Below are 15,568 nucleotides of genomic sequence, written 5' to 3' on the forward strand. Positions count from 1 at the left end.
CAGTCGCCTGCCTCGTTGACGCAGCACCCTTTCAGCAAGGATCAGCCATGGCAGATACGATCGATCCCGCGCGCGCGGACGACGCTCCGCTCGCGTCCTCGAAACACCCCACCGCAGCAGTAGATGCCGCGACCGACACTCTCATTGATGCGCCCGGCAACGGGGCAGACACTCTGATCGCCCGCACTGTCACCATCAGGCGTCCGCGTGCCGAACTTTACGCCTATTGGCGCGACCTAACCAAGCTTTCGAGGTTCATGGAGAATGTCGAGAAAGTCGAAATGCTCGATGACAAGCGTTCGCGCTGGGTGGTCAAGGCTCCCGGCGGCAAGACCGTCGAGTGGACGTCGATGATCACCCAGGAAGTCGACGGCGAGGTGATCGCATGGGCGTCCGAAGACGGCGCAGACGTGCCCAATAGCGGCCGTATCGACTTTCGCGACGCGCAGGGCGACCGCGGCACCATCGTGACCGCGACCATCCTTTATGACCCGCCTGCGGGCATCATCGGCAAGGTGATCGCGAAGATGTTCCAGCGCGAACCGGCGATCCAGGCACGCCGCGACCTGCGCCGCTTCAAGCAACTGATGGAGACGGGGGAGATTGCCACCGGCGCCCGCAGTCGTGCCCAGATGGAAGAAGGAAAAAACTGATGCGCGCACTGGCATGGCACGGCAAGCATGACGTCCGCGTCGATACCGTCGACGACCCCGAAATCCTCAACCCGCGCGATGCGATCATCAAGGTGACCGCGACCGCGATCTGCGGCTCCGACCTGCATCTCTACGACGGATACATCCCGACAATGATGAAGGGCGACATCCTGGGCCATGAGTTCATGGGCGAGGTGGTCGAGGTCGGCCCGAAATCGACGCTTCAGAAAGGCCAGCGCGTGGTGGTGCCGTTCACCATCTCGTGCGGCGCCTGCTATCATTGTTCCAAGCATCAATATTCGGCGTGCGACAACGGCCTGCCCGCCGACAACCAGGATATTGCGCAGGAACTGTACGGCCAACCGATGGCCGGCCTGTTCGGCTATAGCCACATGACCGGCGGCTATTCGGGTGGACAGGCGGAATATGTCCGTATCCCGTTCAGCGACGTCGGCCCGATCGTGATTCCCGAGGGGGTCGAGGACGAGAAGGTCCTGTTCCTCTCGGACATCCTCCCAACCGGCTGGATGGCGGCGGAAAATGCGCAGATCGAGCCCGGCGATACTGTCGCGGTCTGGGGCTGCGGCCCGGTCGGACTGTTCGCGGTCCAGTCGGCGTTCCTGATGGGAGCGGAGCGGGTCATTGCAATCGACCATTTCCCGCGCCGTCTCGAGCTCGCCAAGCGCTTCGGCGCCGAGACGATCAACTTCGAGGACAGCAAGACCTATGAAGCGCTGATGGAAATGACCGGCGGCATCGGGCCGGACGCGTGCATCGACGCGGTCGGTCTCGAGGCGCACGGCTTCTTCGTCGACAATGTGATCGACCAGATCAAGGTGTCGACCTTCCTCGGGACCGACCGCGCGCATGCGATCCGCCAGGCGATACTCGCGTGTCGCAAGGGCGGGCGTGTCTCCATGCCGGCGGTCTATGGCGGCTTTGTCGACAAGTTCCCGCTCGGCGCGCTGATGGAAAAGGGGCTGACGCTCAAGACGGGCCAGACCCATGTCCAGCACTATATGCCCGGCCTGCTGCAGGCGATCCTCGAAGGGAAGATCGATACGACCTTCCTGATCAGCCACACCCTCCCGCTCGAACAGGCACCGGAGGGGTACAAGATGTTCCACGACAATCAGAACGAGGTGACCAAGGTTGTGCTGAAGCCCGGCATGGAAGCCCAGATGGCAGCGGAGTAAGAGCCATGTCCAATCGACTTGCACTCGTCACCGGCGCTTCGACCGGGATCGGCCTCGAACTCGCGCGGCTCGCCGCGCAAGCGGGATATGACCTGATCGTCGTCGCCGACGAGCCCCAGATCCGGGGGGTCGCGGAGGAATTCGGCAAATACGACGTCAAGGTCGAGTCCGTAGAGACCGATCTTTCGGGCATCGAAGGTGTCGATCGATTGCTCGCTGCGGCAGCCGGCCGACGGATCGATATCCTGATCGCCAATGCGGGTGTGGGAACGGGCGGCGCGTTCCTTGAACAGGATGTCGCGAAATGGCGTCATTCGATCGATACGAATGTCACCGGCACGGTCTACCTGCTTCAGAAAGTACTTCGGGACATGGTCGCGCGCGGTGAGGGACGGGTTCTGGTGACCGGCTCGATTGCGGGCTACATCCCCGGTGCATTCAACGCGATCTACAACGCGACCAAATCGTTCATCAACTATTTCACCGAGGCGCTGAGGAACGAGCTCAAGGATGTCGATGGGGTTACGCTCACCACCCTGATGCCCGGAGCGACCGATACCGCCTTCTTCGCCCGCGCCGGCATGCTCGACACCGAAGTCGGTCAGGATGACGACAAGGCAGACCCGGCCAAAGTCGCGCAAGACGGATGGTCGGCGATGCTGGCGGGCACGGGCCATTTCGTATCGGGGGTCAGCAACAAGTTGCGGGTCGCTGCCTCCGGGGTCGTGCCCCAGTCGGTTCTGGCAGAAATGCATCGCGGAATGGCCGAGCCGGGCTCGGTCAAGGATTGAGGAAAGATATGATGGCCGACGAACATACCCAAACCCAACCCCGCCCCAACCTCTCGACCGAGCCGGGAGAGAAGGGCATCGCCCCGAATAGCCACACCGAAACGCAGCCGCGGCCCAACCTCTCGACCGAGCATCAGCGCGAGGGCGATGCGCGCAGTCCGAGCGATACGCTCGATCGTGGGCAGGATACGCCCGGCGGCCAGCGCCCCGAGGCGGTCGAGGACCGGCCGGTCGTCGGAACAGTGAAGCCCGAGGATTATCCGAAGGATCGTGCGGACGGTTGAGGCATGATCTGTTGGCTGGACTTCTGAACCATGACTCAGACATCCACCACTGCGGAACTGTTCGTCGTGGCGATCCAGGATCTGCTGGACGCGAAGCGGGGGTGGATCGAACGATCGGACGCATTGAGCGAGCATGCAGGCGAAGGGATAGCGACGTTTCTCGCTGGCGAGTATGCGCGGGCAGAAACTCATGCGCAGCGCCTCACGGAGGTGTTGCGCGAGCGCGGCGCAGCGCTGAAAGGATCGCCCAATATCTGGCTGCGCGCCATTCTGGACGACGCCGCCCGCGATGCGACGACGATCAGGGCTGGCGGGCTGCGCGATATCGCCCTGTGCGGTGCATTTCGAAAGGGCAAGCAAAGCGAGCGTGTCAGCTACGAAACCGCAATCCACCTGGCGCGGCGCCTTGGCGCCGCTCAGGCTCGCGCTACCCTGAACGCCTGCCGAGACGACGAGATCGAGGCCGATGCGCGGCTCGAGCAATTGCTCGTAGCGCTGACCGGGGAGATGTGAGGCGGATGTTCCTCAGCTTTCCTGGTCTGGCTCGAACCCGCGCGAAACATCCTGATCGGTGGAAGGCGCGACCTGTGCGCCCATAGAGTGCCGCATGATCTCGAGCGCGGCACGACCGTGCGGAGGAGATACTGAGACCACCGTGTCCCTTGGCTCCCGGACCCGATAGTCCGCATATGGGCATCGGCAGCCGTAACGAGTACGCACATTTCCGCTGCGACAGGATCAGCCGATCAATCCCAACTTCGGCAGAAGCACGAGGAGATTGGTCGCATGAAGACGGCATCACACTTCGCCAATCCACCCTGTTCTTTGCAGACCCATCTGCCGCAATCTTCCGTGCGACCTCGCTTGGGCGTAGCGTGTTCCCGGTTCACGTTCGGCAAGCAGGGTCAGGACGGCATTGGCGATGTCGATCGTCGCTTTCATTTCCGGCCTGACGTCTGATCGCGCCGGGGCTTCAACCGCGATGGCCAGACCCCATATTCGAGGGCGATGATGAAGCAATCCGCCGCCCTGCCCGCCACCGCCCCCCGAAGCGATGCGCCATATTCCGGGCGGCACCTTCACCATGGGCTCTGAGCAGTTTTACGAGGAAGAGCGGCCGTTGAAGCGGGTCAAGGTCGATCCGTTCTGGATCGACGAGACGCCGGTGACCAACGCGCAATTCGCCGCCTTCGTCGCGGCGACGGGCTATCGCACCTTCGCCGAACTGCCGCCCGACCCCAAGCTCTACCCCGGCCTTGATCCCGCATTTGCGGTGCCGGGTTCGCTCGTATTCATCAAGCCCCCGCCCCCGTCCCGCTCGACGATCACGGCAATTGGTGGGACTTCGTCCCCGGCGCCGACTGGCGGCATCCGACTGGGCCGGGCAGCTCGATCGCCGGCATGGAAGACCACCCGGTCGTGCATATCGCGTTCGAGGACGCCGAAACCTATGCCAAATGGGCCGGCAAGGCGCTGCCGACCGAAGCGGAGTGGGAGTTCGCCGCGCGCGGCGGGCATGAAGGCCGGGAATTTTCCTGGGGCGACGAACTTGCGCCGGACGGTGCGGTACTCGCCAACTACTGGCAGGGGCTGTTCCCCTTCGCCTCCACAAAAAGCGACGGCAGTTTCCGCACGACTCCGGTCGGCAGCTTCCCAGCAAATGACTATGGCCTGTCGGACATGATCGGCAACGTGTGGGAATGGACGCGCGACTGGTATGGCACAGGCGCACCGGCCAAGGCCAAGGGAAGCTGTTGCGTCGCCGCCAACCCGCGCGGCGCCAGACTACGCGACAGCCTCGATCCCGCGACGCCGCAGGTGAAGATCGGACGCAAGGTGCTGAAAGGCGGATCGCATCTTTGCGCACCGAACTATTGCCAGCGCTACCGCCCCGCCGCCCGCCACCCACAGGGGATCGACAGCGCGACCAGCCATATCGGCTTCCGCTGTGTCGTCCGCGGCCATTGAGGCCGCAATCGAATGAGAAGTCTGTCCCTTTAGCGGAGGAATGGCTGCTGAGCAGCAGCGGCAGACTTCGCAGCTGAATCGCGTATGAGAGATTGCCGCGATCGGGTAACTTTTTGGGGTCCGATACGTTGCGCTGGGGCATCGGTACGGGACGCGGGGGGCATCGGCGCGGGACAAAGGGTAGCCAGCTATGGATCATCGGGACTTGTTGAACCTTTCCCGGCGTGGTGTTCTAGCCGCCGGAGCCGCTGGAGTGGCCGCCAGCCAGGTCCGCGCATCTGCGGCGTCCCGCATACCGGCGGCGGAGAGCACCATGCCTGTTACCCTAACCGTAAATGGCAAGCTGCGCGAACTCGACCTAGATGTCCGCACTACCTTGCTCGACGCATTGCGCGAGCATCTCAAGCTGACCGGCACCAAGAAGGGATGCGACCACGGTCAGTGCGGCGCCTGCACGGTCATCGTCAATGGCGAGCGGATCAACAGTTGCCTGACGCTCGCGGTGATGCACGATGGCGACAAGGTCACGACGATCGAGGGGCTTGGCACCCCCGACAAGCTCCACCCGATGCAGGCGGCGTTCGTCAAACATGACGGCTATCAGTGCGGCTATTGCACGCCGGGCCAGATTTGTTCAGCAGTGGCGGTGCTCGACGAGATCAAGCGCGGCATTCCAAGCCATGCCCAGACGGACGTCGCCGCCAGGCCGCGCGCCACGAATATCGAGATGCGCGAGCGGATGAGCGGCAATCTGTGCCGCTGCGGCGCGTATTCGAATATCGTCGATGCGATGGCCGATGTCGCGGGAGCCAAGGCATGAAGGCCTTCACCTATTCGCGCGCAAGCTCGCCGGCCGAGGCGGCCGCGATGGCGGCGCGGGTGCAGGGCGCACGGTTCATCGCCGGTGGCACCAATCTGCTCGACCTGATGAAGCTGGAGATCGAGGCACCGACGCATCTGATCGACATCAACCGGCTGGGCCTCGACACGATCGAGCAGACCGGGGAGGGCGGACTTCGGATCGGCGCGATGGTGCGCAACACCGCGCTGGCAGCAGACCGACGGGTGCGCCGCGACTATGCGGTGCTGACCCGCGCGATCGTTGCGGGAGCGTCGGGCCAGTTGCGGAACAAGGCGACAACCGGCGGCAATTTGCTCCAGCGCACGCGCTGTCCCTATTTCTATGACCCCAACTTGCCTTGCAACAAGCGAAAGCCGGGCAGCGGCTGTGGCGCCATCGGCGGGTTTTCGCGCCAGCTCGGCGTGATCGGCACGTCCGACGCGTGCATCGCAACCTATCCCGGCGACATGGCCGTCGCGCTGCGGTTGCTTGACGCAATGGTCGAGACGGTGAACCCCGATGGGGCGACGCGCACCATTCCGATCGCCGAGTTCCACCGGCTCTGGGGCGACACACCCCATATCGAAACGGCGCTGGAGCCGGGCGAGCTGATCACCGCGGTGACCCTGCCCGAGCCGATTGGCGGCAGGCATGTCTATCACAAGGTGCGCGACCGCAGCTCCTATGCGTTCGCACTCGTGTCGGTCGCGGCGGTGCTGCAAAAGGACGGGACCGGTCGCGTCGCGTTCGGCGGCGTCGCGCCCAAGCCGTGGCGGGTCGAAGCGGCCGAGGCACTGTTGCCCCAGGGCGCCGGGGCAGTCGTCGCGCGTGCCTTTGCCGGGGCGCGCCCGACCGAAGAGAACAAATTCAAGATCACGCTTGCCGAGCGGGCGCTCGCGGGCGTGATCGCCGACGCGAGGAGCTGACCGATGGAGTTCAACGCCCCCGCCGGGACCAATCTATTCGACAAGGCCAGGATCGTCGGCAAGGCGACGCCGCGCATCGACGGTCCGCTCAAGACCACCGGCACCGCGCGCTATGCCGCCGAGCGGCACGACGTGGTCGCGAACCAGGCTTATGGCTTCATCGTCGGATCGGCCATCGCCAAGGGGCGGATCGTGGCAATGGACACCGCCGCGGCGAAATCGGCTCCGGGTGTGTTGGCCGTGGTCGCCGCGCCCGAAACCAAGCCGGTCGGCAAGCCGCAATTCAACAACGCGCCCCTGTTCGGCGGCAGCGAGATTTCTCACTATCATCAGGCGATCGCTTGCGTGGTGGCCGAAACGTTCGAACAGGCCCGCGCTGCGGCGGCACTGATCCAGACCCGCTATGACCGGGCCGAAGGGGCGTTCGACCTTGAGAAGGCGGCACCCGACGCGCCCCTCGCCAAGGGCAGCGGAGACAGGCCGGACCGCAGGACACTGGGCGATTTCGACGCAGCGTTCGCCGCCGCGCCGGTCAAGATCGACGCACGCTATCACACCGCCGACGAAAGCCATGCGATGATGGAGCCGTTCGCGACCATCGCGGCATGGGAGGGCGACCGGCTGACGATCTGGACCTCGAACCAGATGATCGCTTGGGCCAAACGGTCAATGAGCCAGATCTTGGGCATCCCCGCAGAGAACATCCGGGTCGATTCGCCCTATATCGGCGGCGGCTTCGGCGGAAAGCTGTTCGTCCGTGCCGACGCCGTGCTCGCCGCACTCGGCGCAAAGGCGGCCGGCAGACCGGTCAAGATCGCGATGCAGCGCCCCCTGATGGCCAACAATGCGACCCACCGTCACGCGACGATCCAGCGGCTGCGGATCGGCGCCGAAAAGGATGGGCGGATCACCGCGATCTCGCACGAAAACTGGTCGGGCAATCTGAATGGCGAGGATGGCGAGAACGGCACGCTGCAGACGCCGAAGCTCTACGCCGGCGAGAACCGCATCACGGCGAACTATATCGCGACGCTCGACCTGCCCGAGGGCAATGCGATGCGCGCGCCCGGCGAAGCACCCGGGCACATGGCACTGGAAGTTGCGATGGACGAGCTGGCCGAACAGCTGGGTATGGATCCGGTCGAACTTCGTATCCGCAATGAGCCCAAGTCGGTCCCGGGCAACCCGCAACGCGCCTTTTCCGATCGCCATCTTACCCGATGCCTGCGCGAAGGGGCGGAGCGCTTCGGCTGGAGCAAGCGCAATGCGAAGCCGGGTGCGGTGCGCGAAGGGCGGTGGCTGATCGGCATGGGCGTCGCCGCCGGGTATCGCGGCGCTCCGACGATGAAGTCTGCGGCGCGGATCAAACTGGCCGCAGACGGACGCATCACCGTCCAGACCGACATGACCGATATCGGCACCGGCAGCTACACGATCATCGCCCAGACTGCAGCGGAGACAATGGGCGTGCCACTGGACCGCGTCTCCGTGGACCTGGGCGATTCCGATTTTCCGGTCGCTGCCGGATCGGGTGGGCAATGGGGCGCGGCAAGTTCGACGGCGGGCGTCTATGCCGCCTGCCTCGCGCTGCGCCGTGCGATCGGTGAGAAGCTCGGCTTCGACGGTGACGCGGCGCAGTTCGAGGATGGCCGGATCAGGCTGGGCAACCGCACTCTCGCGCTGACCGATGCAGGCGCGATGTCCGCCGAAGGAGAGATGAGCTACGGTGCCTTCAAGCGCGAGTATGACATCGGGACCTATGCCGCGCATTTCGCGGAGGTCGCTGTCGATGCCTATACCGGTGAGACGCGCATTCGTCGGATGCTGGCAGTGTGCGATGCAGGTCGCATCCTCAACCCGCTCTCGGCGCGCAGCCAGGTGATCGGCGCGATGGTGATGTCGGCGGGCGCCGCGCTGATGGAGGAGCTGGCGGTGGACAAGCGTTTCGGCCTGTTCGTGAACCACGACCTGGCGGGATATGAAGTCCCGGTCCACGCCGATATTCCGCATCAGGATTGCGTGTTTCTCGACACGCTCGATCCGGTGATCTCGCCCCTGAAAGCGAAGGGCGTCGGCGAACTCGGGATTTGCGGCCCAGGCGCGGCGGTCGCCAACGCTGTCTACAACGCAACCGGCATCCGTGTCCGCCACTATCCGCTGACGCTGGACAAGTATCTCGACAGGCTTCCCGCTATCGCGTGACTGGCACGCCTCAGACGAATGAGGGCCACGCCTCCTGTCATTTCTCGTGGCCCACCGATTCGTGGCCCCTTTTGGGCGGCCCCGATGGAACATAGTGAGACCTTAGCGGACCGACAGTGGTCATTTTACCGCAGATTTCTGCGGTTTTCTACAATGTTCTCAATATGTGCTGGTGCCGCTTACAGGACTCGAACCTGTGACCCCCGCATTACGAATGCGATGCTCTACCAACTGAGCTAAAGCGGCTCGCCCCGCGCGTGTTCGGCGGGGAAGGTGGGGGCGCTTACCAGCCTTGATTGTAGCTGACAAGCGGGGCCGGGCGGGTTTTGCCGATTGGCGGCCTTTACGCAGTATTTACCACAAGCAGCGCAGAGTCGCTCTGGATTGAGGGCCGTTGCCCTTTGTGGAGCATGCGCATGGACACCGCCCGCGGACTCGATGACCGTCCCGACACCGATCACGACGACACCGGCGTGACCGATTCGGCGCATGACGCGCATCGCCTGTCGATCGGATCGGACGAGCGGCGCATGCATGTACGCGCCTATAATCATTGGGTTTCGCTACTTCAGGGACGCGCCTATCCGTCGATCGAGGATCTCGATCCGGGCAATATCGCCGATTTCGGTCCGCACAGCGTGCTGCTCGACTTCAGTCAGGGCGTCGAGAACCCTGCGATTCGCTATCTTGGCCGTTCGCTGCGGGAGGAATGCGGGGTCACCGCCGACATTACTCATGTCGGCGAGGTGCCCAGCCGGTCGCTGCTGTCGCGGCTGACCGACCATTATCTCCAGATCATCGCCAACCGCGCGCCGATCGGCTTCGAGGCCGAGTTTGTCGGCCAGCGCGGTCACAACACGCTGTACCGCGGCATCCTGATGCCGTTCTCGTCCGATGGCGACGCGATCGATTTCATCTATGGCGTGATCAACTGGAAGGAACTGGTCGACGCCGAGACCCAGGCGCGGCTGGAGCGCGAGGTCGAGGAAGCACGCCGCACCGCTCCGACCCCGCTGGTCGCCGCGCCGGTCTGGGCTGACGGGCCGAGCGCCGGGTTCGACGATGATGTGATCGTCGAGGATGCCGAGGCTCCGGTCGCGGCCCCCGCCCCCGATTCGCTCGCCGACCGGCTGCTGATCGCACGCGAGACCGCCGCCGCCGCGCGCGCCGCCGACACGCGCAGCCGCTCGTCGCTCTACCGCGCTCTCTCGCGCGCCTATGATTTCGCGCGCGCGTCGGAGACGTATGCCGAGGACTATGCGGAACTGCTCGCCGATGCCGGCATCACGGTCCAGGCGCGCGCGCCAATGACCGCTGCTGCCAAGCTCGTCTTCGGCACCGATTACGACAAGACCCGCCTGACCGAATTCGCCGCGGTGATGAGCCATGCGCGCCGCCACGACGTGGCGGAGGGCGGACTCGACGCCTTCATCGGCGCGGCCGAGGGTGGCATCAAGGGGATCGTCAAGGCCGAGCGCGCGCTGCGCAAGCCCGCGCCGCAGCCCGATCTGTTCGATCAGGTCCGCGCCGAACTGCGCGCGCGTCCGGCAATCGCGCATGTTCAGATGGCGGCAGGCACGGAGGAATTCGTCCTGCTGCTCGCGCGCGCGGGTGCCGATGGCGAACTCGATATCGTTGCGCGGATCGACGACGATGCCGCGCTGTCCAACCGTGCGCTGCGCAAGGCTGCCGCATGAACACCTGACCCTCCCCGAAGTCTTCTCCCAAGCTGCGCGCGAACTGGTCCGAAAACCCGGTTCGCGCGCATTTTTTTGTCCCGCGTTACCGCTATCCGGGCAATTTAGTCTCAAATGTTACGGTGCGGTGCAGCAAGCCTTGAGCCGCAGCCTTTGCGGGCGCATAGCGCGGCTCCATGAGCAAGACGCCGATCAAGTCGCTCGCCGAGGCGCTGCATGCGCGCCTCACCGATGGGGCCCTGCCGGGGAGCTGGAGGGGTTCGACGAAACCGCCCGCGCCGCGGCCGCAAGGTTCGTGGCGGAGGCCGCGGCGACGCGCGCGCCGGGCACGCCCGGGGTGGCGCTCGAAACCGGGCTTGGCGACGATAGCCGCGCCATGCGGTTGGCGGTCGTCAATGACGACATGCCCTTCCTGGTCGATTCGATCGCCGCGACGATCGCCGCACATGACATCGCGATCCGCCGGATCATTCACCCGGTCGTCGCGGTCGAGCGCGCGGGCGACGGCACGCTGGTCGGGATCGGCGCCAGTCGCGACGGGGTCGGATCGCGCGAATCGATGGTCTATCTCGAACTCGAACGCGCCGACGCGCGCGATCGCTCGGGGCTGGTCCGCGATCTCGAGCGCAATCTGCGCCATGTCCGCGCCGCAGTCACCGACTGGAGCGAGCTGCGCCGTGCGATGAGCGATGACGCCAACCGCATCGCTGATGCCGAAGGGGCCGCGCTGCTGCGGTGGTTCCAGGGCGGCAGCATGACCTTGGTCGGACATGAAAACTGGCACCGCGATGGCAGCGTCACCGATGCGGCGGGCATTTGCCGCATGGACCTCGACACGCCGTTGCTCGCCGAGGCGTCGCGCAAGCTGGCGGTCGAATGGTTCGAACAGGGCGGACAGCCGCCGCTGCTGCTCAAGTCCAACTTCATCTCGACCGTGCATCGACGCGCGCCGCTCGATCTGGTGCTGGTGCCGCTGCGCGCGAAGGGGGAAGACGGGGCCTCGGAAGTAACCGGGCTGTCGATTCATGCCGGCCTGTGGACCAGCGCGGCGCTGCATTCGACCCCGGATGAGGTGCCGATGCTGCGGGCGCGCATTGCAAGCCTGGAGAGCAAGTTCGGGTTCGACCCGCGCGGCCATACCGGCAAGGCACTGGCGCATGCACTGAGCGGGCTGCCGCACGATCTGACCACCGCCTTCCACGGCGCTGCACTGGAGGAAATCGCGCTCACCGCCATGTCGGTGACCGATCGCCCGCGCCCCAAGCTGGTGCTGATCCGCAGCCAGCTCGGACGCCACCTGTTCGCCTTTGTCTGGCTGCCGCGCGACGATGTCTCGACCGGACGTCGCGTCGCGATTGGCGAGATGCTGGAACAGCGCGCCAATGCCTCGTTGCTCAGCTGGTCGATCGCGCTGGAGGACGGGCCGGTGGCGCTGCTGCGCTACACGCTCGACCTGCGTGGCGAGGGGCGGATGCCCGACGCCGCCGCGCTCGATGTCGAACTGGAGCGGATGGTGCGCGGCTGGCTGCCCGCAGTCGAGCATGCGCTGCGGGAGGATGGCGCAACGCCGTCTCGCGCGGCGCGGCTGGCGCTGCGCTACGCCCCCTGCTTCCCGTTCGGCTACCGCAACGGCAATATACCCGAAGAGGCTGCGCGCGATATCGTCCGGATCGCCGGGTTGAGCGACGTCCACGCCCGGTCGGTGCGCATCTACGACCATGACGGCAAGTTGCGGATCAAGCTTTATCGCCTGGGCGGGCCGCTTCCGCTCTCCGACGCGGTGCCGGTATTCGAGAATTTCGGATTCCGCGTGATCGAGGAAGTGCCGACCGCGCTGGCGGGCGATGCCGACGCCTATATCCATGATTTCGAGGTCGAGCTGCCCGGCGGCGGCCTCAAGGGTGAGACCGCGACGGTCGAGGGCGCGATTGCCGCCGTGCTGGAGGCGCGCGCGGAGAATGATGCGTTCAACCGGCTGATCGTCGAGGGCGGCCTGGCCCCGGCATCGGTCGTGCTGCTGCGCGCCTGGTTCCGTTATCTGCGCCAGACCGGCCTCAGCTACGGCCTGGTCACGGTGGTCGAGGCGCTGCGCCGCGCCCCGGCCGTCGCAACTGCCCTGGTCGACCGCTTTGCCGCCGCGCATGATCCGGCGCGCGCCAAGGACAGCGCCGCCGCCATCGCCGCCGCCGACGCCGCCATCGCCGCAGGCCTCGACGCGGTCAGCGCGATCGACGACGACCGTATCCTGCGCGCGATTTCCGGTGTCATCCGCGCGACGTTGCGCACCAACGCCTATGCTCCCGCCGCCGCCGAAGCGCTGGCGTTCAAGCTGGACAGCAGCCGTGTGCCAGAATCTGCCCGCGCCGCTGCCGTGGCGGGAGATCTGGGTCTATTCGCCCCGCGTCGAGGGCATCCATCTGCGCGCCGGTCCGGTCGCGCGCGGCGGCCTTCGCTGGTCCGACCGGCGCGACGATTTCCGCACCGAGATCCTCGGCCTGATGAAGGCGCAGCGCGTCAAGAACGCCGTCATCGTGCCGACCGGCGCGAAGGGCGGCTTCTATCCCAAGCAGCTCCCCAGCCCCAGCATCGACCGCGATGCGTGGTTCGAGGAGGGCAAGGAAAGCTACCGCATCTTCATCCGATCGCTGCTGTCGATCACCGACAATATCGTCAGCGGCGCGGTGGTGCACCCCGACAGCGTCGTGATCCATGACGGCGAAGACCCCTATTTCGTGGTCGCCGCCGACAAGGGCACCGCGACGTTCAGCGACGTCGCCAATGCCATCGCGATCGAACGCGGTTTCTGGCTGGGCGACGCCTTTGCGTCCGGTGGCTCGGTCGGATACGACCACAAGGCGATGGGCATCACCGCCAAGGGTGCGTGGGTCAGCGTCCAGCGCCACTTCCTGGAAATGGGCACCGACGTCCAGACGCAGAGCATCCGCGTCGCGGGCTGCGGCGACATGTCGGGCGACGTGTTCGGCAACGGCATGCTCTTGTCCAAGGCGATCAAGCTGGTCGCGGCGTTCGATCATCGCCACATCTTCCTCGACCCCGATCCCGATCCGGCGGCGAGTTGGGCCGAGCGTGAGCGGATGTTCGCACTGCCGCGATCGAGCTGGGCGGATTATGATCCATCGCTGATCTCGGCGGGCGGCGGCGTGTTCGCGCGGTCTGAAAAGGTGATCAAGCTGACGCCGGAAGTCCGCGCGGCGCTGGGCATCGAGGCCGAGGAGATGGAGCCGAATGCGCTCATCTCCGCGATCCTCAAGGCGCCGGTCGATCTGATCTGGTTCGGCGGCATCGGCACCTATGTGAAGGCCGCCGCAGAGGCGCATATCGAGGTCGGCGATCCCGCCAATGATCGCCTGCGCGTCAATGCCGAGGACCTGCGCGCGCGCGCGATCGGCGAGGGCGCCAATCTGGGCGTGACGCAGGCGGCGCGCATCGCCTTTTCGATGCGCGGCGGGCGGATCAACACCGATTTCATCGACAATTCGGCGGGCGTCGATTGTTCGGACAATGAGGTCAACATCAAGATCGCACTCAACCGCGAGGTGATCGAGGGTCGCCTGGAGATGGGCGACCGCAACACCCTGCTCGCGTCGATGACCGACGATGTCGCGCATCTGGTGCTGGAGGATAATCGCCTGCAGACGCTGGCGCTGTCGTTCCTCGAGAATGATGGCCCGGTCGCGGTGCCGAGCTTCGTGCGGCTGACCGAGATTCTCGAGGGTGCGGGTCGGCTCGACCGCGCGGTCGAGGGGCTGGCGACCAATGAGGAATATCTGCGCCGGGCGCAGGACGGCGCGGGACTGACCCGGCCGGAGCTTGCCGTGCTGCTCGCGACGTCGAAGCTGGCGTTGCAGGACGCGATCGAAAGCGGCGGGCTGGGCCTCGACCCGGCGCTGGAGAGCGACCTGATCGCCGCCTTCCCGCCCGCAATGCGCGAAACCTTCCGCAAGGCGATCGGCGAGCATCGCCTGCGCGGCGAGATCGTCGCGACCAAGCTGGCCAACCGCATCGTCAACCGGCTGGGCGTGCTGCACCCGTTCGAGCTGGCCGAAGAGGAAGGCGCATCGCTGCGCGACATCGCAATGATGTTCGTGGTGACCGAGCGGCTGTTTGGCCTCCAGCCATTGTGGGAAGAGATCGAGACTGCGGCGATGAGCGAGGGCGCGCGCCTTGCGGTGCTCGACGAGATCGCGGTCGCGACCCGATCGCAGATCGCCGATCTGCTGCGCGTGTGCCGCCCGGGCGAAGACATCAGCGCGATGCTCAACCGCCTGAAGCCCGGCATCGACAGCCTCGATCGCCAGGCCAAGACGCTGCTCAAGGAAGAGGCGCTGGCGCAGTCGGGTCGCATCGCCGCGCAGCTGGAGGCGGCGGGCGCACCGGCGGCCTTGGTCGCAAAGATCGTCCGTATCTTTGAGCTGGACGGCGCGGTGGGTCTTGCCGATCTGGGCCAGCGGCGCGGCATCGGCGAGACCGAGCTGACCCATGCCTTCACGCATCTGGGACAGGCGCTGGGGCTCGACTGGGCACAGGCCAATGCCGCGCGCATCGTCGCGGGCGATCCGTGGGAGCGGTTGCTGATCGCGGGCCTGGCGCGCGATTTCCAGCAATTGCGGCTGGAGTTCCTCGCGCGCGGCACCGGCAAGGATCCCAAGGCCGAGGTCGATGCCTGGCTGGCGGAACATGCCGCGCGGGTCGGCCAGTTCGTGACGCTGGTCGAGCGGGCGAAGAAGGCCCCTGCGCCCAACGCCGCGATGCTGGCGCAGATTGCCGGGCAGGCACGGGTGCTGCTGGGGCGGTGAAAACGGAGGCGGGCGAGATCATGCGAAATGTGTGAACTTGCCTCCTCCCTTCTGATATCCGGTCCTGCCATTGCAACCAAATAGGTTATTGTAGGAAAGCCCACCCCCCGGAGAGGCGTGGGTTTCCGAGGGTTTTGGGCTGCGGAAGACCCGCTGGCCGCGCCGAAACCGGTCGTCATCGGGCCGATGAAGC

10 protein-coding genes, 1 tRNA gene and 2 pseudogenes are annotated in these 15,568 nt (G+C 65.7%); 11 read left to right on the top strand and 2 right to left on the bottom strand.

Annotation, left to right across the window (positions count from 1 at the left end):
• Nucleotides 1–47 precede the first annotated feature (47 nt).
• Genes LRS08_RS05370 through LRS08_RS05390 form a run of 5 tightly spaced genes read left to right on the top strand, consistent with a single transcriptional unit; the run spans nt 48 to nt 3,437 of the window.
• Nucleotides 48–653, top strand: coding sequence for an SRPBCC family protein (locus LRS08_RS05370; protein WP_257844611.1), 606 nt, complete (start codon nt 48–50; stop codon nt 651–653).
• Entirely contained in the window at nt 653–1,849 is a 1,197-nt protein-coding gene (locus LRS08_RS05375; protein ID WP_257844610.1) for a zinc-dependent alcohol dehydrogenase, read from the top strand. Before LRS08_RS05370 ends, LRS08_RS05375 begins: the two co-directional genes overlap by 1 nt.
• 5 nt (nt 1,850–1,854) lie before the next feature.
• Nucleotides 1,855–2,640, top strand: a complete 786-nt coding sequence (locus LRS08_RS05380; RefSeq protein ID WP_257844609.1) for an SDR family oxidoreductase — start codon at nt 1,855–1,857, stop codon at nt 2,638–2,640.
• A gap of 8 nt (nt 2,641–2,648) precedes the next feature.
• Nucleotides 2,649–2,924, top strand: coding sequence for a hypothetical protein (locus LRS08_RS05385; RefSeq protein WP_260481415.1), 276 nt, complete (start codon nt 2,649–2,651; stop codon nt 2,922–2,924).
• A gap of 30 nt (nt 2,925–2,954) precedes the next feature.
• Nucleotides 2,955–3,437 carry a DUF892 family protein gene (locus LRS08_RS05390; RefSeq protein ID WP_257844607.1) on the top strand — a complete coding sequence of 161 codons (483 nt, stop codon included), beginning with the start codon at nt 2,955–2,957 and terminating at the stop codon, nt 3,435–3,437.
• A gap of 285 nt (nt 3,438–3,722) precedes the next feature.
• Here the strand turns inward: LRS08_RS05390 and LRS08_RS05395 are convergent, their stop codons facing one another.
• On the bottom strand, nt 3,723–3,866 hold the full coding sequence (locus LRS08_RS05395; protein ID WP_257844606.1) for a hypothetical protein: 144 nt from the start codon (nt 3,864–3,866) through the stop codon (nt 3,723–3,725).
• A 112-nt stretch (nt 3,867–3,978) separates the two neighbouring features.
• On the opposite strand from LRS08_RS05395, the pseudogene LRS08_RS05400 reads away from it, so the two are divergent.
• From LRS08_RS05400 to paoC, 4 genes and pseudogenes are all read left to right on the top strand, one after another.
• A pseudogene (locus LRS08_RS05400) lies at nt 3,979–4,892 on the top strand (formylglycine-generating enzyme family protein).
• 190 nt (nt 4,893–5,082) lie between these two features.
• Nucleotides 5,083–5,712 carry an aldehyde dehydrogenase iron-sulfur subunit PaoA gene (gene paoA / locus LRS08_RS05405; protein WP_257844605.1) on the top strand — a complete coding sequence of 210 codons (630 nt, stop codon included), beginning with the start codon at nt 5,083–5,085 and terminating at the stop codon, nt 5,710–5,712.
• Nucleotides 5,709–6,659, top strand: coding sequence for a xanthine dehydrogenase family protein subunit M (locus LRS08_RS05410; RefSeq protein WP_257844604.1), 951 nt, complete (start codon nt 5,709–5,711; stop codon nt 6,657–6,659). The genes paoA and LRS08_RS05410 overlap by 4 nt, the downstream gene beginning before the upstream one ends.
• Before the next feature lie 3 nt (nt 6,660–6,662).
• The gene (gene paoC, locus LRS08_RS05415) at nt 6,663–8,861 is read left to right on the top strand and encodes an aldehyde oxidoreductase molybdenum-binding subunit PaoC (protein ID WP_257844603.1); all 2,199 of its coding nucleotides are present in this window, start codon (nt 6,663–6,665) and stop codon (nt 8,859–8,861) included.
• A gap of 170 nt (nt 8,862–9,031) precedes the next feature.
• Here the strand turns inward: paoC and LRS08_RS05420 are convergent.
• A tRNA-Thr gene (locus LRS08_RS05420) sits at nt 9,032–9,107 on the bottom strand.
• A 170-nt stretch (nt 9,108–9,277) separates the two neighbouring features.
• On the opposite strand from LRS08_RS05420, the gene LRS08_RS05425 reads away from it, so the two are divergent.
• Both LRS08_RS05425 and LRS08_RS05430 read left to right on the top strand, forming a co-directional pair.
• Nucleotides 9,278–10,558: a hypothetical protein gene (locus LRS08_RS05425; RefSeq protein WP_257844602.1), complete on the top strand. Its 1,281-nt coding sequence runs from the start codon at nt 9,278–9,280 to the stop codon at nt 10,556–10,558.
• 176 nt (nt 10,559–10,734) lie between these two features.
• Nucleotides 10,735–15,375: pseudogene (locus tag LRS08_RS05430) on the top strand (NAD-glutamate dehydrogenase domain-containing protein).
• The last annotated feature ends 193 nt before the right edge of the window (nt 15,376–15,568 follow it).

Source organism: Sphingomonas sp. J315 (genome assembly GCF_024666595.1).
Lineage (GTDB): Bacteria > Pseudomonadota > Alphaproteobacteria > Sphingomonadales > Sphingomonadaceae > Sphingomonas.

Bases quoted from the DNA above. Each gene is read 5' to 3' on its own strand.
- LRS08_RS05370 (WP_257844611.1), top strand. From the start codon at position 48: ATGGCAGATACGATCGATCCCGCGCGCGCGGACGACGCTCCGCTCGCG.
- LRS08_RS05375 (WP_257844610.1), top strand. From the start codon at position 653: ATGCGCGCACTGGCATGGCACGGCAAGCATGACGTCCGCGTCGATACC.
- LRS08_RS05380 (WP_257844609.1), top strand. From the start codon at position 1,855: ATGTCCAATCGACTTGCACTCGTCACCGGCGCTTCGACCGGGATCGGC.
- LRS08_RS05385 (WP_260481415.1), top strand. From the start codon at position 2,649: ATGATGGCCGACGAACATACCCAAACCCAACCCCGCCCCAACCTCTCG.
- LRS08_RS05390 (WP_257844607.1), top strand. From the start codon at position 2,955: ATGACTCAGACATCCACCACTGCGGAACTGTTCGTCGTGGCGATCCAG.
- LRS08_RS05395 (WP_257844606.1), bottom strand. From the start codon at position 3,866: ATGAAAGCGACGATCGACATCGCCAATGCCGTCCTGACCCTGCTTGCC.
- paoA (WP_257844605.1), top strand. From the start codon at position 5,083: ATGGATCATCGGGACTTGTTGAACCTTTCCCGGCGTGGTGTTCTAGCC.
- LRS08_RS05410 (WP_257844604.1), top strand. From the start codon at position 5,709: ATGAAGGCCTTCACCTATTCGCGCGCAAGCTCGCCGGCCGAGGCGGCC.
- paoC (WP_257844603.1), top strand. From the start codon at position 6,663: ATGGAGTTCAACGCCCCCGCCGGGACCAATCTATTCGACAAGGCCAGG.
- LRS08_RS05425 (WP_257844602.1), top strand. From the start codon at position 9,278: ATGGACACCGCCCGCGGACTCGATGACCGTCCCGACACCGATCACGAC.